Annotated in this window: 19 protein-coding genes; 6 read left to right on the forward strand and 13 right to left on the reverse strand. The window is 63.2% G+C overall.

Translation table 11 applies throughout. The features are described 5' to 3' along the window. Positions 1-102 precede the first annotated feature (102 nt). Together HX851_RS01735 and HX851_RS01740 are read left to right on the forward strand one after the other, a co-directional pair. Positions 103-774: an MOSC domain-containing protein gene (locus HX851_RS01735; RefSeq protein ID WP_177064749.1), complete on the forward strand. Its 672-nt coding sequence runs from the start codon at positions 103-105 to the stop codon at positions 772-774. A gap of 162 nt (positions 775-936) precedes the next feature. Then, complete coding sequence (locus tag HX851_RS01740; RefSeq protein WP_177057107.1) at positions 937-2454, forward strand: CoA-acylating methylmalonate-semialdehyde dehydrogenase; 1518 nt, start codon at positions 937-939, stop codon at positions 2452-2454. 18 nt (positions 2455-2472) lie between these two features. On the opposite strand, the gene HX851_RS01745 is transcribed toward HX851_RS01740, so the two are convergent. Beyond that, complete coding sequence (locus tag HX851_RS01745; RefSeq protein ID WP_177057106.1) at positions 2473-3486, reverse strand: aldo/keto reductase; 1014 nt, start codon at positions 3484-3486, stop codon at positions 2473-2475. Positions 3487-3638: 152 nt separating this feature from the next. Then, positions 3639-4952, reverse strand: a complete 1314-nt coding sequence (locus HX851_RS01750; protein ID WP_177057105.1) for an MFS transporter — start codon at positions 4950-4952, stop codon at positions 3639-3641. Positions 4953-5110: 158 nt separating this feature from the next. On the opposite strand from HX851_RS01750, the gene HX851_RS01755 reads away from it, so the two are divergent. The 3 genes from HX851_RS01755 to HX851_RS01765 all read left to right on the forward strand — a co-directional run bounded on the left by HX851_RS01755 (position 5111) and on the right by HX851_RS01765 (position 9422). Next, on the forward strand, positions 5111-6220 hold the full coding sequence (locus HX851_RS01755; protein WP_177057104.1) for a sugar diacid recognition domain-containing protein: 1110 nt from the start codon (positions 5111-5113) through the stop codon (positions 6218-6220). Positions 6221-6320: 100 nt separating this feature from the next. Then, entirely contained in the window at positions 6321-7460 is a 1140-nt protein-coding gene (locus HX851_RS01760; protein ID WP_177064750.1) for a glycerate kinase, read from the forward strand. A gap of 252 nt (positions 7461-7712) precedes the next feature. Next, a complete protein-coding gene (locus tag HX851_RS01765; protein WP_177064751.1) occupies positions 7713-9422 on the forward strand; it encodes a SulP family inorganic anion transporter in 1710 nt (569 codons plus the stop codon). Here HX851_RS01765 and pncA read toward each other — a convergent pair. The 8 genes from pncA to HX851_RS01805 all read right to left on the reverse strand — a co-directional run bounded on the left by pncA (position 9379) and on the right by HX851_RS01805 (position 15844). Beyond that, positions 9379-10047 (reverse strand): bifunctional nicotinamidase/pyrazinamidase, encoded by a 669-nt coding sequence (gene pncA / locus HX851_RS01770; protein WP_370590653.1) that lies wholly within the window; start codon positions 10045-10047, stop codon positions 9379-9381. The genes HX851_RS01765 and pncA overlap by 44 nt on opposite strands. Positions 10048-10237: 190 nt before the next feature. Continuing rightward, positions 10238-11023 carry an anti-sigma factor family protein gene (locus HX851_RS01775; protein WP_177057101.1) on the reverse strand — a complete coding sequence of 262 codons (786 nt, stop codon included), beginning with the start codon at positions 11021-11023 and terminating at the stop codon, positions 10238-10240. Next, positions 11020-11517, reverse strand: a complete 498-nt coding sequence (locus HX851_RS01780) for an RNA polymerase sigma factor (protein WP_218173387.1) — start codon at positions 11515-11517, stop codon at positions 11020-11022. Before HX851_RS01780 ends, HX851_RS01775 begins: the two co-directional genes overlap by 4 nt. A 54-nt stretch (positions 11518-11571) precedes the next feature. After that, on the reverse strand, positions 11572-12114 hold the full coding sequence (locus HX851_RS01785) for a tetratricopeptide repeat protein (RefSeq protein ID WP_177064752.1): 543 nt from the start codon (positions 12112-12114) through the stop codon (positions 11572-11574). A 69-nt stretch (positions 12115-12183) separates the two neighbouring features. After that, positions 12184-12756 (reverse strand): cytochrome b, encoded by a 573-nt coding sequence (locus tag HX851_RS01790; RefSeq protein WP_177057099.1) that lies wholly within the window; start codon positions 12754-12756, stop codon positions 12184-12186. Positions 12757-12940: 184 nt separating this feature from the next. Then, positions 12941-13420, reverse strand: a complete 480-nt coding sequence (locus HX851_RS01795; RefSeq protein WP_177057098.1) for a nuclear transport factor 2 family protein — start codon at positions 13418-13420, stop codon at positions 12941-12943. Between the two features lie 118 nt (positions 13421-13538). Then, positions 13539-14102 carry a TetR/AcrR family transcriptional regulator gene (locus HX851_RS01800; protein ID WP_177057193.1) on the reverse strand — a complete coding sequence of 188 codons (564 nt, stop codon included), beginning with the start codon at positions 14100-14102 and terminating at the stop codon, positions 13539-13541. Positions 14103-14206: 104 nt separating this feature from the next. Then, positions 14207-15844, reverse strand: coding sequence for a methyl-accepting chemotaxis protein (locus tag HX851_RS01805; RefSeq protein WP_177064754.1), 1638 nt, complete (start codon positions 15842-15844; stop codon positions 14207-14209). Between the two features lie 221 nt (positions 15845-16065). Here HX851_RS01805 and pssA point away from each other — a divergent pair, with 221 nt between their 5' ends. Then, positions 16066-17409 (forward strand): CDP-diacylglycerol--serine O-phosphatidyltransferase, encoded by a 1344-nt coding sequence (gene pssA, locus HX851_RS01810; RefSeq protein WP_177064756.1) that lies wholly within the window; start codon positions 16066-16068, stop codon positions 17407-17409. 252 nt (positions 17410-17661) lie between these two features. Here the strand turns inward: pssA and efeO (HX851_RS01815) are convergent, their stop codons facing one another. The 3 genes from efeO (HX851_RS01815) to efeO (HX851_RS01825) are packed head-to-tail and all read right to left on the reverse strand — an operon-like array spanning position 17662 to position 21038. After that, positions 17662-18486: an iron uptake system protein EfeO gene (gene efeO / locus HX851_RS01815; RefSeq protein WP_177057095.1), complete on the reverse strand. Its 825-nt coding sequence runs from the start codon at positions 18484-18486 to the stop codon at positions 17662-17664. 23 nt (positions 18487-18509) lie between these two features. Continuing rightward, entirely contained in the window at positions 18510-19826 is a 1317-nt protein-coding gene (efeB, locus tag HX851_RS01820; RefSeq protein ID WP_177057094.1) for an iron uptake transporter deferrochelatase/peroxidase subunit, read from the reverse strand. Positions 19827-19844: 18 nt separating this feature from the next. Continuing rightward, positions 19845-21038 (reverse strand): iron uptake system protein EfeO, encoded by a 1194-nt coding sequence (gene efeO, locus HX851_RS01825; protein ID WP_177064758.1) that lies wholly within the window; start codon positions 21036-21038, stop codon positions 19845-19847. Positions 21039-21042 lie beyond the last annotated feature (4 nt).

Genomic DNA, 21042 nt, shown 5'->3' on the forward strand with positions numbered 1-21042 from the left:
CCTATTATTAGAAGTGATGGATTTCATCACTATCCATCAATTTACTAGATTGATAGCGGTTAGTAAAGTGCTGGAAACAGGGCGATAAAAGGATATTCGACGATGAAATTGACGGCGCAAGTCGAGGGCATTTTTGCCGGTGGAACGGGGACTTTGCAGCCCGAGGGACAGCGCAGCGGGATTTTCAAGCGAAGGCTGACAGGCCCGGCCCGCGTGGAGATCCACGGCATTGCCGGCGACGAGCACGCTGATACCCGGGTTCACGGTGGGCCGGAAAAGGCCGTCCACCAATATGCGCCGGAAAACTATGTCCGCTTTGCATTGGCTTATCCGCAAAGTACGCATGAGCTGAAGCCGGGCAGTCTGGGAGAAAACATCTGTGCGGCGGATATGACTGAGCGAAATATCCATATCGGCGATGTTTTCCAGATGGGCAGTGCGGTTCTACAGGTCTCTCAACCGCGGAGTCCGTGCTGGAAAATCAACCATCGTTTTGGCGTCGAACAGATGTCGATGTTTGTCGCCCATGAGCGCATCACCGGCTGGTATTACCGGGTGCTCCAGCCCGGGCTTATCCAGGAGGGCGACACGATCGAACTTCTACAGCGGCACACGGATCGATTTTCCATCGACAAGTTCTGGGAAGTGCAATTGTCCCATCGGCCGCTGATAGACGAACTCCAGGCCCTGGCGGCGACTCCCGGCCTGGCCGGAGACTGGCAACGGCGGTTGGTTGAAAGGGCGAAATGGTTGAGCAAGAGACTTCATGATTAATGATCGAAAGGATCATTAATCATCATTTTACATGATTTTGTGGGGGCCCTATGTTGTCTTCACCGGGTACTCCAACGGTCCGGGTCATGATTGACCCGAAGCTTCACCGGAGGACTGCCTGGCTGCTTCCAATAAGAAACCACCCAACAGGGGACTCCCGCCATGAGCAATCAGCCAGCCGATATCGCCCATTACATTCACGGTCGCGTGATGCCCGGTACTTCCGGGCGCACGCAGAACGTCACCAACCCCGCCACCGGATCGGTGACCGGCAGGGTGGCCCTGGCCTCGTCGGAGGAGGTCGATGCCGCCGTGCGGTCCGCGGCCGCAGCGTTTCCGGCCTGGTCGAACCTGCCGGCCCTGCGTCGCTCGCGAATCATGTTCAAGTTTCTCGACCTGCTCAACAAAAACCGCGACACGCTGGCCCGGATGATCACCGCTGAACACGGCAAGGTGTTCACCGACGCGCAGGGCGAAGTCACCCGCGGTATCGAAGTGGTCGAGTTCGCCTGTGGCATGCCGCAACTGCTCAAGGGTGATTACTCCGAGCAAGTCTCCACCAATATCGATAACTGGACCGTGCGCCAGCCCCTGGGCGTGGTCGCCGGCATAACGCCCTTCAACTTCCCGGTGATGGTGCCCATGTGGATGTTCCCGGTGGCCATTGCCTGCGGCAACACCTTTATCCTCAAGCCCAGCCCGATCGACCCGACGCCGGCCCTGTTTATCGCCGAGTTGTTCAAGGAAGCCGGATTACCGGACGGTGTGTTCAACGTGGTACAGGGTGACAAGGAAGCCGTGGACGCGCTGCTGGATCACCCGGAGGTCAGGGCCGTGAGCTTTGTCGGCTCGACACCGATCGCCAACTACATCTACGAGACCGGCGCGCGCCACGGCAAGCGTGTCCAGGCCCTGGGCGGTGCCAAGAACCATATGGTGGTCATGCCCGATGCCGATATCGACCAGGTCATCGATGCGCTGATGGGCGCGGCGTTCGGTTCGGCCGGGGAGCGTTGCATGGCCATCTCGGTCGCCGTGCTGGTGGGGGATGTGGCGGACCGGCTCATGCCCCGACTCGTCGAGCGTACAGAGACACTGAAGATCCTCGACGGCATGAACCAGGCCGCCGAAATGGGCCCGATCGTCTCGCAAGTGGCGCGCCAGCGTATCACCGGCTACATCGAGCAGGGCATCAGGGAAGGTGCGCAGTTGCTGGTCGATGGTCGTGGCTTTGATGGCCGGCAGGCCGGCGACAATTGTGAACAGGGCTTCTGGCTCGGTGGCACCGTGTTCGATCACGTCACGCCGGAGATGAAGATCTACCAGGAGGAAATCTTCGGCCCGGTACTCGCCTGTGTACGGGTGAAGGACTTTGCCGATGCGGTGGAACTGATCAATGCCCACGAGTTCGGCAACGGTACGGCCTGCTATACCCGCGACGGTCATGTTGCCCGCGAGTTCGCCCGGCGGATCCAGGTCGGCATGGTCGGCATCAACGTGCCCATCCCCGTGCCGATGGCCTGGCACGGGTTCGGCGGCTGGAAACGTTCGCTGTTCGGTGACATGCATGCCTATGGTGAAGAAGGCGTACGCTTCTACACCAGGCAGAAATCGATCATGCAGCGCTGGCCGAACAGCATCGCCAAGGGGGCCGAGTTCGCGATGCCGACCTCCCAGTAGCCGCTTGGCCCGGACCGGTTACTGACCCAGCGGCTTGCGTCCGGAGACGAAGTGGCTGACATCGTTGAAGCCTGGCGTCGAGGCGTGCCCCGGCGTCACCAGCGAGTCGATGAAAGCTTCATCCTCGGCGCTGATCCGCACCGCCAGCGCCTTGGTGTAGCTGTCCCACTGTTCCTCGGTGCGCGGACCGACAATCGCCGAGCTGACCGCCGCGTTGTTCAGGACCCAGGCAATGGCGAACTCGACGATGCCGACGCCACGGTCCTGGGTGTACTGCTGGATCTGCTGGGCGATGCGCAGGGACTCCAGGCGCCATTCGGTTTCCAGGATGCGCTTGTCCTGGCGGCCGGCGCGGCTGTTGGCGTCCGGCGCGACATCCGGTGCGTACTTGCCGCTGAGCACACCACGGGCCAGCGGGCTGTAGGGCACCACGCCGAGGCCATAGGTCGCGGCGGCGGTGATCTGCTCGCTCTCGGCCTGGCGGTTGACGATGTTGTACAGCGGCTGGCTGATCACTGGCCGGTCGACCCCGAGCTGCTCGGCCACGCGGATCACTTCGGCGATGCGCCAGCCGCGAAAGTTCGACAGGCCCCAGTGGCGGATCTTGCCCTGGCGCAGCAGGTCGCCGATGGCCGATACCGTGACCTCCAGCGGGGTGTCGTGGTCCTCGCGGTGCAGGTAGTAGATGTCCAGGTAATCGGTGCCGAGGCGGGTGAGGCTGGCGTCGATTGCATTGAAGATGTGCTTGCGGCTCAGGCCGCTGCGGTTGGGTATGCCCTCCGCCGGGCCGCTGCCAACCTTGGAGGCGATGATCCAGTCGTGCCGGTGGCGGGCCACCCCTTCACCGACGATTTCTTCCGAACGACCGGCGTTGTAGACGTCCGCCGTGTCGATGAAATTGACGCCCTGGTCCCAGGCCTTGTCGATGATCCGCAGCGAGGTTTCGGTATCGGTCTGTTCACCGAACATCATGCTGCCCAGGGTCAGCGTGGAAACCTTGAGCCCGGACTGGCCGAGGGTGCGATAACTCATGATCGATGTCCTTTTGCGGTGACGGAAAGGCTTCAATCAGATACCAGAAGCCCGTGGTTGAGCAATCCCTCAATTATCTTGCCAGTTTCTGACAGCGTCGGGACCTGATAACGGGCGATGCCGATTATCAGGTCCTGTTCATGGCGTGGGGATTACTGGGCGCGCAAGCCGCGGGTCATGCGCAGGGCCAGCAGGCTGCCGCCGACGATCACGGCCGCCAGTACATACAGCGCGGCATCGGTCGAACCGCTGGCATCCTTGACCCAGCCCACCAGGTACGGACTGAGGAAACCGGCCATCTGGCCCATCGAGTTGATCAAGGCCAGCCCGCCGGCGGCGGCACCGGCACTGAGCAGGGCGGTCGGCACCGGCCAGAACATCGGCAGGCCGGTGAGGGCGCCCATGGTGGCGATGGTCAGGCCGAGAATGGCGATGGCCGGGTGAGTGGCGAAGTTGACTGCGATCAGCAGGCCGATGGCGCCCATCAGCATCGGTACCACCAGATGCCAGCGGCGCTCCTTGCGCAGGTCGGCGGAGCGCCCCACCAGCAGCATGAACACCGCCGCCAGCAGATAAGGGATCGCGCTGAGCCAGCCGATCACCAGGTTGTCGCTGAAACCGAGGTTCTTGATGATCGACGGCAGCCAGAAGTTGATGGCGTAGACACCGCTCTGGATGCAGAAGTAGATCAGGCCGAACGCCCAGATCGCCGGGTTCTTGAACACCTCGCCGAGGGAATCGCTGACGGTTTTCGGCTTGTTGGCGGCGTCAATGGCCTGGTCGGCTTCGAGCACCGCGCGCTCCTCGGCGGTCAGCCACTTGGCGTTGGCGAACTTGTCCGCCAGCAGGAAGAACGCCGCGACACCCAGCAGCACGGTGGGAATGCCCTGTAACAGGAACATCCACTGCCAGCCGGCGAGCCCGCCCTGGCCGGCGGCGAAATGGTTGAGGATCCAGCCGGAGAACGGGCTGCCGAGCAGGCCGGAAACCGGGATCGCCGACATGAACAGGGCCATGATGCGACCGCGGCGGAAGCTCGGGAACCACTGCGAGAGGTACAGCACCACGCCTGGGAAGAACCCGGCTTCAGCGGCACCGGTAAACAGCCGCAGGGTGTAGAACTGGGTCGGTGTGGTGACGAACAGCAGACAGGTCGACAGCACGCCCCAAGTGATCATCATCAACGCGATCCAGCGCCGTGGACCGAAGCGGTTCAAGGCCAGGTTGCTCGGTACGCCGCACAGCACGTAGCCGATAAAGAAGATCCCGGCCCCGAGGCCGTAGATGGTTTCACTGAATTTGAGGGCGTCGAGCATCTGCAGTTTGGCGAATCCAACGTTGACCCGGTCGAGGTAGTTGAACAGGTAGCAGATGAAGATGAAGGGGATCAGGCGCAGGGTGATGCGCTTGTATACGGCATTTTTCAAGTCAGCGGTGGCCTGGGGCAACGCGGCGCTCTGTGACATGGCGGTCTCTCTTTATTATGATTTTTTGCGATGCAAGGGTAACGTTGATCGCCCTGTGAGTCTCGGCCACCCCGGGGCCTGCTGTCTTTGTGCCGGTGCACAGGGTTTGCCGGTGTACCCTGTGCCACTGAACAATCCCGACCAAGGACCCCTCCCTCATGTTCGAACTGGACCATGACCTCGCGCAGGATATCGTCGACCGCACGATGGCGATCCTGCCCTATAACGTGAATGTCATGGACAGCCAGGGCCTGATCCTTGGCAGTGGCGAGAAGGAGCGCGTCAATACTCGGCACGAAGGGGCACAACTGGTGCTGGCCAACGGTCGGGTGGTGGAGATCGATGTACAGACGGCCAAGCACCTCAAGGGCGTGCAACCGGGGATCAACCTGCCGCTGTTGCATGATCAGCGGTTGATCGGCGTGCTGGGCATCACCGGCGACCCGGATCAGCTGCGTACCTACGCCGAACTGGTGCGCATGACCGCCGAGATGCTGGTGGGCCAGCGTCATCAACAGGCCGAGCAGCAATGGCGGCGCCAGCGCAGCGATGACCTGCTGGCGTTGCTCCTGGGCGATGCCGGGGATTCGCCGCGATTGGTCGACGAAGCCCGGCAGATGGGGCTCAAGCCGCAGTTGTCGCGCATTCCCTGCCTGTTCGAACTGGAACCGGGGCAGAGCGCCGATGCGTTGATTCTCTGGCTGCAGTCGCGTTATCCCGACAGCTGGTGTGTCAGTGCCTCGGAGTCGTCGTTGCTCTGGTGCCGTCCGGCGACGGTGGCGCTGGATGAGCTGCGCTTGCTGGAGAAACTCGACGGCCAGGGCTGGAAAGTCCTGCGACTCGCGCAAGGTGGACAGGCCGATGGCCTGGCGGGATTACGCCGCTGTTATCGACGGGTCAGTGATCTGCTGGCCTACGGTCGTGATGTCGTGCCGCTGACCCGCGTGCTGCAGCTCAATCGCTATCGCCTGCCGGTGATGCTCTGGCGGCATCGCGATGACGATGCGCTGGAGGAGTTGCTCAAGCCCTTGCGCAAGGTCATCGCCAAGGACAGCAACGGTCAACTGCTCTCGACCTTGCGCAGTTGGTGCGAGCACGATGGCCAGAGCCAGGCCTGTGCCGAAGCGCTGGGCATCCATCGCAACAGTCTGCGCTACCGCATGGAGCGTATTGCCGAACTCAGCGGCGTCGATCCGTTGCGCCTGGACGGCATGTTGGCGTTGTACCTGGGCGTGCAGTTGCTGCCGCACAATGAACCGGGTTTGTAGGAATGAACAAGAAAGCCCGCCAATGCTTGTGCAGCAGACAGGCGTCATTCCCAGTTTCAACTGGCAGCATGGACGCCATAAGAACCGGAGAATGCCCCCCATGAAAATCATCATCGCCCCTGACTCCTTCAAGGACAGCCTGAGTGCTGACGCCGTGGCCAAGGCCATTGCCCAAGGGCTGGCCGAGGTCCTGCCGCAGGCACAGCTGATCCAGTGCCCGATGGCCGATGGTGGTGAGGGGACGGTGGCGTCGGTGCTGGCGGCCTGCAACGGCGAGCGGCGCGACGCGACGGTCCAGGGGCCTTTGGGCGCGCCGGTAGAGGCCCATTGGGGCTGGCTGCCGGACAGCTACACCGCGATTATCGAGATGGCCGAGGCCAGCGGCCTGCAATTGGTGCCGCCCGGCCAACGGGACGCCTGCATCAGCAGTACCTTCGGCACCGGCCAGTTGATTGGCGCGGCCCTGGATGCCGGGGCCCGACGGATTATCCTGGCCATCGGTGGCAGCGCCACCAACGATGCCGGCGCCGGCGCCTTGCAGGCCTTGGGCCTGGGCTTGTTCGATAGCCGGGGGCGGGAGCTGGCGCGGGGTGGCCGGGCCTTGGCGGGAACGCGGCGCATCGACCTGGCCGGACTGGACCCGCGCCTTGCCGAGGTGCGTTTCGAAATTGCCGCCGATGTGAACAACCCGCTGTGCGGTGAGCACGGTGCCTCGGCGATCTTCGGTCCGCAGAAAGGCGCGACAGCGGCCCAGGTCCGTGAGCTGGATGCCGCACTCGGGCATTTTGCCGATCTGTGCGCCGAGGTATTGCTCGCTGATGTTCGCGACGAGCCCGGCAGTGGTGCGGCGGGTGGCCTGGGGTTTGCGGCCAAGGCCTTCTTCGCGGCGCAGTTCCGGCCCGGGGTGGAAGTGGTCGCCGAACTGGTGGGGCTGGCGCAGGCGGTGCAGGGGGCCGACCTGGTGATTACCGGCGAAGGGCGTTTCGATGCCCAGACACTGCGGGGCAAGACACCTTTTGGCGTGGCGCGGATTGCCCGCGAGCATGGCGTGCCGGTTATCGTGCTGGCGGGCACCCTGGGCGAGGGTTATGAACAGATGTACCAGCACGGCGTCGATGCCGCGTTTGCCCTGGCGTCCGGACCGATGAGCCTGGAGCAGGCCTGTGCCGAGGCTGCGCCGTTGCTGTCGGCGCGGGCGCGGGATATCGCCCGGGTGTGGAAGCTGGCGGCGGGGCGCTGAGCATAACCTTGTGCCCAGATCGTCCCCACGCGCAGCAAAGGAATGCAGCCCGTGACGCTCTGCGTCACCAGAGCGGACGCGGAGCCTCCAGTGAGGCATTCCCACGCCGGAGCGTGGGAACGATCAGTGCGGGCAAGCCCGCTCGCCACAGGGACTGCAAAATGATGTGTGGCGGGTGATTCAGCGTTAAGCTTAAGGACAGTCCAAGGTTTGGACGTGTTTGGCTACCTGTCAGGACGGACCGGCCCATCGATGCGTGAACCTTCCCCCCTCAATACCCCCGCACCTCCCGCCCAGTCTCGTCGTACCGGGGCCGACCTGATCGCCGGCCTGTCGATCGCCGGCTTGCTGCTGCCCGAGGCGGTGGCTTATTCGACCATCGCCAGCCTGCCACCCCAGGCCGGGGTGATCGCGCTGTTCGCGGGGCTGCTCTGCTATGGCTTGTTCGGCACCAGCCGGTTTGCGATTGTCTCGGCCACTTCGTCGTCCGCTGCGGTATTGGCCGCGGCGACGCTGTCGGTGGCCGGAACGGATATCGTCCTGCGCCTGACCATGGCGATCGGCCTGGTGTTGATTACCGGCCTGATGTTCCTGCTCGCCGGACTGTTCAAGCTGGGCAGCGTGACCTCGTTTATAGCCAAGCCGGTGTTGCGCGGCTTTGCCTTCGGCCTGGCGGTCACCATCATTCTCAGGCAGGTCGCGAGCATCGTCGATGTTCACCCGGAGCACAGCGACCTGATCCGTTTCATTCCCGAACTGCTCGGGCAACTGCCGCGATGGAACTGGGCGGGTGCGGCGGTGGCCGGCGTGGCATTGCTGTTGTTGTGGATCTTCGGGCGTTTCCGGCGTTTGCCGGGTGGCCTGCTGGTGGTGGTGCTCGGCGTGGCCGCGGGCGAATGGCTGGACCTGCCGAGCCATGGGGTCGGCCTGATCGGGATCATCGACCTGCAACTGGCGGTGCCGTCGCTGCCACGCCTGGGTTTCTCCGACTGGTTGAAGCTGGTGGAACTGGGCTTTGCCTTGGTGATGATCCTGTATGCCGAGTCCTATGGCTCCATCAGCGCCTTTGCCCTCAAGCATGGCGACCGGGTGAGTTCCAACCGCGACCTGCTGGTGCTGGGCGGCGCCAACCTGCTGTCCGGGCTGTTTCATGGCATGCCGGCCGGTGCCGGGTACTCGGCGACTTCGGCCAACGAAGCGGCGGGGGCGACTTCGCGCTGTGCCGGAGTGGTCGCCGCGCTGGTGGTGCTGGTGATTGTCTCGACGTTGCTGCCATTGATCGCGCTGACCCCGGAGCCGGTGCTGGCGGCGATAGTCATTCATGCCTTGACCCGGGCGGTGAGCCTGGAGCCCTTGCAGCGTTATTTCACTTGGCGGCGCGATCGCTTCCTGGCGATCTGCGCGGTGGGCGCGGTCCTGCTGCTCGGGGTGCTGGACGGCCTGCTCGCGGCGGTGGCGATCAGCCTGCTGCTGATGCTGCGGCAGATGTCCTCGGCGGCGGTCCAGGTGCTGGGGCATCTGGCCGACGGCCATGATTTTGTCGACTGCCAGTTGCACCCGCAGGCCCGTGAAGTGCCGGGCCTGCTGATCCTGCGACCGGGGGAACCGCTGTTTTTCGCCAATGCCGAGCGGATTCTCGGCAGTGTCCAGCGCCTGGCCCGACAACGGGTCCCGGGGATAAAGGCAGTGATCCTCAGCCTGGAAGAGTCTCCGGACCTCGATGGCACCAGCCTGGAGGCGCTGCAGGACTTTATCCTGCGCTTCCCGGGCGACGACAGGCACCTGCTGCTGGCCCGCCTGAAACACGAGGCCCATCAGGCCTTGCTGGCATTACCCGAGGATGTCCTGTCCAAGGTCACCCTCAGTGAGTTGAGTGTGTATGCCGTGGTGCAGCAGGCGCTGGAGGCGGGCAGCGGGTTCAGCACCGCTGATTCAGCGCCACCAGATCCAGTGAGTTCATGAACTGCACGCCGGCCGCCTCCATCTCCGCCATGGCGCGCCGCAATGAACCGTCCATGTCGATGGCGCGGCAGGCATCGGGGATCAGGAAGGTGGTAAATCCGGCCGCCCGGGCATCCAGCGCGGACCAGGCGACGCAGTAGTCCAGGGCCAGGCCGGTCAGGTAGACCGTCGTGATACCACATTCCTTGAGGTATCCCGCCAGGCCGGTGGGGGTCTTGCGGTCGGCTTCGACAAACGCCGAGTAGCTGTCGATCCCGGGGTTGCAACCCTTGCGTATCACCAGCCGCGCATGGGGCAGGTGCAGCTCGGCATGCAGTTCGGCGCCATGGCTGCCCTGCAGGCAATGGTCGGGCCACAGCACCTGGGTGCCATAGGCCAATTGCACGGTGTCGAACGGCACGCGTCCGGGATGGCTGCTGGCGAACGAGGCGTGTCCGGCGGGATGCCAGTCCTGGGCGATGATCACATTGCGAAAACGATTCCCCAGGCGGCTGATCAGCGGCACGATTTCGTCACCGCCGGCAACGGCCAGTTGGCCGCCGGGGATAAAGTCGTTCTGCACGTCGATCACGATCAGCGCGCAACGTGGGTCGTTCAGGGGCAACAGGCTGTCAATGTGGGGCATTCAAATGTCCTCGATGCGGGTTCGATTGTTACCATCAGGCATACAAGGATGACTCTAGTTGTTCCGGCCTGCGAGAGCCGTGCGCCGTGTTGTCAGTGCTCGGCGTTGAATGGGGTAGGTGATTGGCCCGTCGCCGTTTCACCCAAGGGTATTCCCTGGTGAAACGGCAGGTACGCAGCCTTGCCGCAGGCTAGGTGGCGAAACGCTCGCGGAGCACGCTCGCCATGGCCTGCAACTCGGCGGCCGAGTTGCGGCCGATCAGCATGTAGGCATGGGTTTTCCCGGCCCAGAACACCACGTTCATGCCGTGGCGGACTTCCTCGGTCACCGGCTTCACACCGTTCTTCGAACGGGTGATGCACAACGCCAGGGGACCGTACCGAGGATCCAGGTAGGCCATCTGGGCAATCGGCACATGCTCGTACTCGAGCATCTGCACACGCTTGAGCTGCGGTCCCGGCAACGCCACCTGGCTGGGTTCCAGCGCCAGTCCCAGGCCTTTGTCGAGGTTCTGCAACTGCGCCCGCTGCGAGGCTTCGTCGCCCGGCAGATTGTCCAGGGTCTGCGTGGTATAGAGCGTCATGTAGTCCGCCACCACGCTGCGCCAGGTGACTTCGCTGGTTGGTGCCGGCGCCTGCCAGACCTGGAACAAGCGGTCGGCGGCGATTCCGGCGACCATGAAGCTGGCAGCGACCGCGAGGAAGCTGCGCCGGCTCATCGGCGGCTTGGCGCGCTCCGACGGCAATGAGTCGAGCATGGCTTCGAGCTTGGCCAGGGGGGCCTGTTCGAGCAGCTCGCCATAGGCGTCCTGGAAGGGCATGTCACTGCGGATCAGCCATTCGATGCGCTCGGCGACGGCCTCGTTTTCGGCGATGGCGATTTCCACGCGAGTGCGTTCCTCGACATCCAGTTCGTCATCGAGAAAGGCCACCAGAAGTTCATCGGAAGGCGTGTAGTGAGAAAGCTGATCAGTCATCGCCGTTCTCCGCTGGTTGAGGTGGGCACGGCACGCAGGGGCGGGTGCTCCGCCAGTTTCATGCGCGCGGCGGCGAGCCGGCTCATGACCGTGCCGATCGGCACCTCAAGAACATGGGCCACTTCCTTGTACGACAGGCCTTCGACATAGGCCAGGAACACGGTTTCGCGCTGGGCTTCGGGCAGGGCGTCGACGCGCTTGATGACCTGTGAGGCGAGCACGTGGGTTTGCACCACCTGCTCGCCATCGAAGGACAGCACCTCGTCGGCATCGACCTGGCCCTGGCCCCGGCGCACGCGCTGGGAGCGGACTTCGTTGAGCCAGATCGAGTGCAGGATGCTCAACAGCCAGCGATCCATGCGGGTGCCCGAGACGAACTGGTCGCCACGCTCCAGCGCCCGGACGCAGGTGGCCTGCACCAAGTCCTCGGCGAGATGTCGTTGTCGGGACAGCACCAGGGCGTAACGCCACAGGCGTGCCAGGTGCTGGCCCAACTCGGCTCGTATTTCCTTGTCGCTGGCGATGGCAACCTCCGCGTCTATCGGTTATCAGCTCTGGGTAGGATGGGCTATGGCGTCAGCCAGGTCTTCATATTCGTCGCACTGGGTGCCGCAGAGCGACTTGATGGTCTGCAACTGCTCCTGGGCGAGGTCCAGGCGGCCCTTGATCACATAGGCTTCACCCAGGTATTCACGGACCTGGGCATAGTTCGGGTCGAGTTCCACGGCTTGCAAATAATAGCCGATGCCCTCGTCGGTACGGCCCAGCTTGCGGGTGGCGTAGCCGCGATAGTTCAGGGCCTTGGCGGTGTTCGGATCCTTCAGGGTGTTGAGTACGTTCAACGCTTCCTGGTACTGCTTGTCCTTGGCCAGGCTGTAAGCGTAGTCGGCGCGTTCGTCATCGGTAGTGGTACTGGTTACCAAAGGATCGCACTTGTTGGTTTTCGGGTTCCATACCTGTTGTTCGGTGCACTTGGGCTTGGGTGGCGCCGGGTCGTCGCCGGAAGCAAAGGCCAGGGTGCTCGACAGCGAAACCGCCAGGCAGCTGGCAATCAGGAAAGGAACGGCGAAAGGGCGTTTACGAAGGCTCATGGGTACTGCTCCGGTGTCGGCAACAAGGAGAACGCCTGGGCGTCGGGTTTTATTCGCTGAATCTGCAAATTATTTCAGGCGACCGCCAGGCAGCATGCGCCGCAGGGTATCGTCACCCAGGGCGTAGTGATGCACCAGCGCCATGATCGCATGCAAGCCGGCGAGTATCACGATGATCCACGCCACCTGCTCGTGCAGGCCGGCGAGCACCGGGCGCAGCGAACGATCGAGGCTGACCAGCGTCGGGATATCCACCAGGCCGAAGAAGCTGAAGGGCTCGCCCTGGGCCCAGCGAAAGGCGAAACCCAGGCCGATCTGTGCCAGCAACAACCCATACAGCGCCAGGTGGCCGAGCTTGGCCAGGATAGGCAGGGCACCGCGATGCAGCGCCGGCAGGCGACGAGCGGCGAACAGGCGCCAGAGGATACGGGTGACGACGATCAGCGCCAGCAGGATGCCGCAGGAGATATGCAGCGATTGCAGGCCTTTGCGCAATGGCGTGCCGCGCTCCAGCTGGGCCCAGATCTGCGAGCTGGCGAAGAGATAGATCACCAGTACCGCGGTCAGCCAGTGCAGGCCGATGGTCAGGCGGTCATGGCGGCGCGTGGGCGTGTTGCCCAGGGGCAGGGAGACGGTGTGCATGGACAATCCTCGGTGGCGTTGTGGATTGAACACGCGATATCTGGGGTTTATTCATTTGTCGGTAGAAATATTTTCAAGCTCAGGATCGTTCCCACGCTCTGCGACGCTCGGCGTCACAAAGCGGACGCAGAGCGTCCAGAGAGACATTCCCACGCGGAGCGTGGGAACGATCGATGATAATCGATTACAGGCCCAGGTCCGACAGGCTCGGATGATCGTCGGGACGGCGTCCCAACGGCCAGTGGAACTTGCGCTCTCCGGCCTTGATCGGCAGATCGTTGACGCAGGCGAAACGACGGGCCATCAGGCCGTTTTCGTCGAACTCCCAGTTTTCGTTGCCGTAGGAGCGGAACCAGTTGCCCGAGTCGTCATGCCATTCATAGGCGTAACGCACCGCGATGCGGTTGTCGGTAAAGGCCCAGAGCTCCTTGATCAGCCGGTAATCGAGCTCCTTGGCCCATTTGCGGGTCAGGAAGGCCTTGGCTTCTTCGCGGTTGTTGGCGAACTCGGCGCGGTTGCGCCATTTCGTATCCAGGGTATAGGCCAGGGAAACCCGTTCCGGGTCGCGGGAGTTCCAGCCGTCTTCGGCGAGGCGAACTTTCTGAATCGCCGAGTCACGGGTGAAAGGCGGAAGTGGCGGGCGAGCGTCTGCGTTAGATGACATTTCAATGTCTCCAATGAGGTTGAGTTCAGACCAGTTGTCGCGCTGTGTTCAAGCGAAAGGTGTCACGCCCGGGAAGTCGTCATCCAGATTGAGCGGTTATTCCCGGGGCATGACGCCGTCAGAGCGCCAATAACTTCCGCGCCATGCATTGCGCATTATCGGCTGCACCGTGGTCGCCCATGACCAGTGCAACGGTAATGGCGCCGTCGATCAATATCAGCAATTGCCGGGCAACTGCTTCTTTGTCGTCGATGCCATGTGCTTCACAGAGCTCGACGAGATAGTCGAGCAGTTTCTGTTTATGTTCCTTGGCCAGCAGACGCACCGGATCCTGTGGATCGCCGGTCTCGCCCGCGGTATTGATAAAGGCGCAGCCGCGAAAGCCCTCGGAGTCGAACCAGCCTTTGAGCACGCTGAACAGGTTGAGCAGACGTTCGCCGCTGGTGGCGGCCTTGTCGACTTCGCGGCGGTACCACTGCATCCAGCGCACATCCCGCCGGCGCAAGGCCTCGACGGTCAGGTGGTCCTTGGTGCCGAAGTACTTGTAGATACTTTTGCGCGCCACGCCGGAAGTCTTCACCAACAGATCGATCCCGGTGGCGTGGATGCCACTTTGGTAGATCAGCTGTTCGGCGGTATCCAGAAGGGTGTCGCGGGTTTGATTGGGCATATTTTCGTTCATGGGAAAGATGGTAGAACGATCGTTCTCCATGGTCAATCCCTGTTCTCGAAATAATCCGCCGCAGGCGATTGTTGCCGTCCCTGGCAACCGTGATGGCGGGGAGGTCAGACTCTGAAGAAGCTGACTTTCTGCGTCAGGCTGTCGGCCAGTACCGACAGTTCGCGGCTGGAGAGGGCCACCTGGTTGGAGCCGACCGACGTCTCCATGGCCGCATCGTGGATGCGGATGATGTTCTGGTTCACTTCCTGGGCCGCGACGCCTTGCTGGGTGGAGGCGCTGGCGATCTGCGCGTTCATGTCGTTGATGGCGCCGACTTCCTCGCGAATGCGGATCAGCGCGCCTTCGGCGACGCGGGTGCGTTCGACGGTCTGCTGGGCCATTTCGCGGCTGTTGCGCATGATCTCGGCGGTCTTGCCGGCACCGGACTGCAACTGGGCGACCATGTCGCGGATCTCCCGGGTCGAATCCTGGGTACGGGTCGCCAGGGAGCGCACTTCGTCCGCCACCACGGCAAAGCCGCGGCCTGCCTCGCCGGCGCGGGCGGCCTCGATGGCGGCGTTCAGCGCCAGCAGGTTGGTGCGTTCGGCAATCGAGTTGATCACCGCGACCACGTTTTCGATGGCCTGGCTGTCGTGGGACACCTGGTCCACCGACTCGGCGGCGCCGTCGAGCACCAGCGACAGGCGCTGCATCTCGCTGGAGGTGGTCTGCACCATCTGCTTGCCGCTTTCCACCGCCTGGTCGGCGGCATTGCTGGCCAGCGCGGCCTTCTGCGCGTAGCCGGCGATTTCGTGGACCGTGGCCGCCATCTGGTTGATCGCGGTGGCCATGCGCTGGGTTTCCCCGGTCTGTACGCGCATCTGCTCGCTGTTGCTGTCGGAACTGGCCAGCAACTGCGTGGACGAACCCATCAGGTCGTGGGCCACCGCGCGTACCTGGGTGATGGTTTCGGCCAGGTGGCGGTTGCTGGTCTTCAGGGCGCCCATGACGCTGTCGGGATAGCGGGTATCGATCACACCATCGAGTTGACCGTTGGCCAATTGGCGGATCGAGTCGGCGACCGCTTCCGGTTCCGCGCCGAGGGTCGACTTGAGATTGCGGATGATCAGCACCGAGACCAGCACGCTGAGCAGGACGGCGATGGAGGTGGCCAGCAACATCAGGGTGGCGAAGTGGCTGGCGGTGGCGCGCACGTCGGCCAGTTGCGTGCCGATCGAGGCTTCCTCCCAGTCGATCAGCGCGTTGATGCGCTTGAGCCATTCCTTGTAGGCCGGGGAAATGTCGGAAAGCAGGAAGGCCTGGGCCTTGTCCATGTCGCCCTGCTTGCGCAGCTCGATCAGTCGGGCAGTCAGGGCCTGGGTGGTGCGCTCGCTGTCCTTGATGTCAGCCAGCAGGCGCCGTTCGGCGTCGGAGGCGCCCATGTGGGAGAAGATCGCATCCATCGGCTGGGCCGAGGCCTGGTAATCGGCGTTCAGCCGTTCGATGTTGCGCAGGTGGGTGTCCAGGCCGGCGCCGTCGCGGACCAGCACCGCATCGCGAATGGCGATGGCGCGATCATGCACACTGCCGCGGAAGTTGATGGCGTAGCGTTGCTTGACCGCGCTGTCGTCACTGACGTTGGTCAGGGTCGAGTCGATCAACCCCACGCGATTGACCCCGATCAGGGTTACCAGAATCAACAGCGAAAGTACCAGCCCAAACCCCAATCCAAGGCGTTTGGCGATTGTCAGAGAGCGGGTCATTTCAGGTTTCCTTAGCGTAAACGCAGGATTGATATCAGAGAGCCATTAGATGGGCCAATTTGTAGCCCGTTACAAGGGCCAGTCGGAATTTGTTTTTGCCTATCAGGGCAATGGGCTGAATATCTCGAGGTTGGCAGCAACGCCCTCCTGGAAGGCGAGCGCAAAAAGCGATGCATGGTGTAAGCTCTCGAGTCCTTCGCATTCGACCCTTAGCGAGCCCTATGCCGTCGCTCTTCAAACGCTCCCTGTTGCCCAAACTGCGCAGTTTCCCGTTGACTGCCGATGCCTTGACCATCCTGCCGTCGGCCGCCGAGTTCCGTCGCTGTCTGCTGGAGAAGATCGCCGGGGCACGGCAACGCATCACCCTGGTAGCGTTGTACCTGCAGGAAGACGAGGCGGGGCAGGAGATTCTCGATGCGCTGCATGCGGCCAAATCGGCCCATCCGGCGCTGGAGATCGTCGTCGTGGTCGACTGGCTGCGCGCTCAGCGTGGCCTGATCGGCGCGGGCAAGCAGCCGGGCAACAGCGCCTGGTACCAGGCGCAGACCCGCGACCACACCACCGAAGTGCCGATCTACGGCGTGCCTGTGCAGACCCGCGAGTTGTTCGGCGTGCTCCATCTCAAGGGTTTCGTGATCGATGATTGCGTGATCTACAGCGGCGCGAGCCTGAACAACGTCTACCTGCACAAGTTCGACAAGTACCGCTTCGACCGCTATCACCTGCTGCAAAACCGCGCCCTGGCCGATTCGATGCAGGGGCTGATTCGCAAGGAGCTGCTGGCTTCCCATGCGGTCTGCCGCCTGGACCTGCCGAGCCTGCCGAGCACCCGCAGCCTGCGCGGCGGTATCGGCGATCTGCGCAGCCGCCTGAAAAAGGCCCAGTACGACACTCAGGCCGGCGCCGAACCGAGTTTCAGCCTGTCGGTCAGCCCGCTGCTGGGCCTGGGCAAGAACAATCCGCTGAGCCGGGTGATCTGCGAACTGATCGCTGCCAGCCAGCAACAACTGACCATCTGCACGCCGTACTTCAACCTGCCGCTGGCGGTGACCCGGGAAGTCAACCGGGCCCTGGAGCGCGGGGTGAAGATCGACATCATCGTCGGCGACAAGACCGCCAACGACTTCTACATCCCGCCGAGCCAACCGTTCAAGGTCATCGCCGCTCTGCCGTACCTGTACGAGATCAGCCTGCGGCGTTTCGCCAAGCGTCATCAGGCGGCCATCGACAGCGGCCTGCTGAACCTGCACCTGTGGCGTGATGGTGACAACAGCTACCACCTCAAGGGCATGTGGATCGACCAGCGCTATACCTTGCTGACCGGTAACAACCTCAATCCACGGGCATTCCGCCTCGACCTGGAAAACGCCTTGCTGATCGACGATCCGCGCAGCGAACTGCTTGAGCCAAGGGCCCGGGAGCTGGAGCTGATTTTCGAGAACACGCGGCGTATCGACAGCTTCAAGGAGCTGGATACCCTGGTGGAATACCCGGAGGCGGTGAGCAAGTTCTTGCGGCGGGTCAGTCGGGTGAAGATCGAGCGGTTGTTGTATCGGATGCTTTGAGGCGGCCCCTGTAGGAGCCGGCTTGCCGGCGATGGCGTCAGGATAGGCGCCGCAAGGCTCAAGGGCCTCATCGCTGGCAAGCCAGGCTCCTACAGAGGATCCGGGTCACACGGTGCTGCGTGGGGATACGCCCCCTGTAGGAGTCGGCTTGCCGGCGATGGCGTCCTTGAGATCGCTAAAAGCTTCGCGGCGATGCGGCGCCCCGACAAGCCCACTCCTACGCAGGCCAGTTCCTACAGGGCGATATGAGTCTTAGTTCAGGCCCAGCTTGCCGCGCAGGGTCGACAGGTCTTCGGCCAGGGTGTTGACCGGACCCACCAGGGCCTTGCGGTCAGCGTCCTTGACCTTGTCATAGGTCTCGAAACCGCCGTCCTTGGTCTTGTATTTGGCGAGGATCTTGTCCACGGCGGCAAAGTTCTTGTCGACTTTGGCGGCGAAGGCCTTGTCCTGCTTCTCGATCTGCGGACGGAACAGGTCGACGATTTTCTTCGCGCCGTCGATGTTGCCCTGGAAGTCATACAGGTCGGTGTGGCTGTAGCGGTCTTCTTCACCGGAAATCTTGGTCGCGGCCACTTCTTCGAGCAGGGCGGCGGCGCCACCAACAACTTTCTCAGGCGGGAAGGTCAGGCCGGCAACGCGGGTCTGCAGTTCCTTGACGTTGTTGTTCAGGCCGTCGGCCAGTGCGCCCAGACCGTCGGTGGTCTTCTCGGAGAACAGGGTGTATTCGATGCGGTGGAAACCGGTGAAGTCTTCAGCCTTGACGCCTTTCTCGTGGTCGTCGACACGGGAGTCGATGGCCGCGTCCAGGTCGCTGAACAGCTCGGCGATCGGTTCGATCGACTCATAGTGAACGCGGGTCGGCGCGTAGAGCTTCTTGGCGGTGGCCAGGTCGCCTTTTTTCACCGCGTCGGTGAACTTCTGGGTTTCGGTAACCAGTTTGCCCAGTTCTTCGCTGACGTAGATCTTGTAGTCCGAGACCGGACCTACCAGGTCCAGGGGCGCGGTGGCCGCGAAAGCCGAGAGCGGAGTGTGCAGCAGGCCGACGGCCAACAACAAAGCAAGAGGCGACTTCTTCATGGGACGTTTCCGTGAGTTAAGGGTTAAGCAGTGGTTTTTTGTGGTGTTGCAGATAGCAGCGAGCGACCGATGAAGTCCTGATCGCCCGTGACCCCCGGCAGGGTGAAGAAATAACCGCCGCCGATCGGCTTGAGGTATTCCTCCAGGGGCTCGCCGTTGAGTCGTGTCTGGACCGCGATAAAACCTTGCTCCAGGTTGGCCTGGTAGCAGATGAACAGCAGGCCCATTTCCAGCTGGCCGTTCTTGCTCACACCATTGGAGTAGTTGAACGGGCGGCGCAGGATCAGGTTGCGCTGGGTTTCGGCGGTACGCGGGTTGGCCAGGCGGATGTGGGCATCGAGCTTGGTCAGCTTGCCTTCAGGGTCCTTGGCGTAGTCCGGTACCTGGGTTTCTTTCTGGCCGTCCATGGGCGCCCCCGAGCTCTTGACCCGGCCGATGATGCTTTCCTGTTCCTGCAGCGGGGTACGGTCCCAGCGTTCCACCAGGTTGCGGATGATCCGCACCGCCTGGTAGCTGCCGTGGGCGGCCCAGGCCGGTTCGTCGCTGCCGGGCTGGACCCAGACGATACGGTCCATGGCGCTGCCGTCATTGGAGTCCGGGTTGGCCGAGCCGTCACGGAAACCGAGGAAGTTGCGCGCGCTCTGGGCCGGTTCGCCGGGCTTGGTCGGGGCCTGGGGCGGTACCGAGCCTTCCTGCTTCCAGCGCACCAGCAGCAGGTCCGGGGTGTTCTTGACGATGTCGCGCAGGGCGTGGATGTTGGTGTCCGGGGTGTTGGAGCAGAACTGGATGCTCAGGTCGCCGTGGCACAGGTCCGGTTGCAGGGCATCGTTGGTGAAACCGACCATCCGGCTCAAGCGCTTGGGCTTGGCGGCCTCCAGGCCGAAGCGCTCATCGAACAGCGAGTCGCCGACGGAGACGGTGATGGTCAGGTTATCCGGGGTGACGACCGGGCCGAGGATTCCGGAGTCCACCGGTGGCAGTTTCGGGTCGACCTGCTTCACCGCGCCGCCGGTCATCAGGAAGGCGATGCGCTGGTTGAGGGTGCGGAACAGCCGCTCGAGGTCCTTGCGGTCGCCGGCGAGGACATCAAAGGCGACGATCATGCCGGCTGCCGGGCGCGGCGTGACGATGCCGGTCTGGTGCTGGCCGTGGAAGTCGTGGCGGTCCTGCGTCTTGTCACTGCTCGGGGCTTGCGTTACTTGGGCTTGCGTGGCGGCGGCCGCCATGGCCGGGCAGCTCAGGGCGCTGCCGGCAATGGCCGCGCCGGCTACGCCCATGCCCAGCAGGACACGGCGGCGGTCGGCGGAAAATTCGTTGTTGCGCTGTTCTGAATCGCTCATGTTCGGGTCGTCTGCTTGTTACAGGCCGGAAAGGCCAAGGGCGGGATCGATTCCATCGAGTGCATCGGCCAGGACCTTGGCCTTGTCGGCAAGCTGTTTGCGCTGTTCGGCGCTGACGGTGTCATAGGCGACATAACCGTCGGCGGTTTTCAGGCCGTTGAACTCGGCGTCGAGGGCAACGGCGGCGCTGTCGAGCTTGGGCAGCAGGTCGGCGGCCGACTTCACCAGTAACGGCCGCAGCAGGTCGATGACCTTGCGCGTGGCTTGCAGGTTGGCGGCGAAGCCATTCAGGTCGACATGGCTGTAGCGCTCTTCTTCGCCACTGCTGCCGCGGGTTTCGGCAATGCTGTGCATGCTGCGGGCGACGATGCTGACCAATTGTTCAGGAGGCAGCGATTGGGCCAGCAGTTGTTGCTTGAGCGTGGCTACATCGGCCCGCAGGTGCTGGGCGATGGGCAACAGGCCATCGAGGTTGCGCTGCTGGAACAGGCCGTATTCGATGCGGTGGAAACCGCCGAAGCCGGGGTCCTGCTCGCGCTTTTCGTAGTAGTCGGCGCGGGCGTTGATGCCATTGTCCAGTTCGGACAGGCGTTGGGCGGCAGGGGCCAGGCCCTGGTAGGCAACACGGGCAGGGACATAGAGCGCCTGGGCCTGACTCAGGTCACCGGCGGCGATGGCCTGCTCCAGCGCATCGACCGCCTGGATCAGGGCCGAGCCCTGGAGGCTCAGGTAGACGCGGAATTCCGACAACGGGCCGATAAAGGCGGTCATCGACGGGCGCGCCTGGGCGGCCGCTTCCGAGGCCGCCGTCGGGGTCACGTGCAGCGTGCCACGGGGATTGCTCAGCAGGCCGCAGGTAATCGCGTAGTCGCCGGGGGCGAGGTTGGCGTTGATCACCTGGCTCAGGCCGGGAGCGATGTTCTCGCGTTCTTCGACCACCAGCACGCCGTCGAGGATTTCCCACTCCACCGCGCGGTCCGATTTGTTGAGGATGCGGAAGCTGTTTTGCCCGGCGGAGACGGTCAATGCGTTCGGCTCGCAGCTGTGGGGCAGGATGCTGACGGTGATTTCGTTGTGATGGTTCTGGCGTTTGCTCGCTGCCAGTTGCGAGGCGTAGTAGAACAGTCCACCGGCCGCGATCATCACGATCACCGAGCCGGCTACCGCCCAGCGCAAGGCCTGGGGCGGTTTGCCAGTTGCAGGGTTGGACATGGGT

The organism is Pseudomonas gingeri (genome assembly GCF_013385635.1).
Classification (GTDB): Bacteria; Pseudomonadota; Gammaproteobacteria; order Pseudomonadales; family Pseudomonadaceae; genus Aquipseudomonas; species Aquipseudomonas gingeri_A.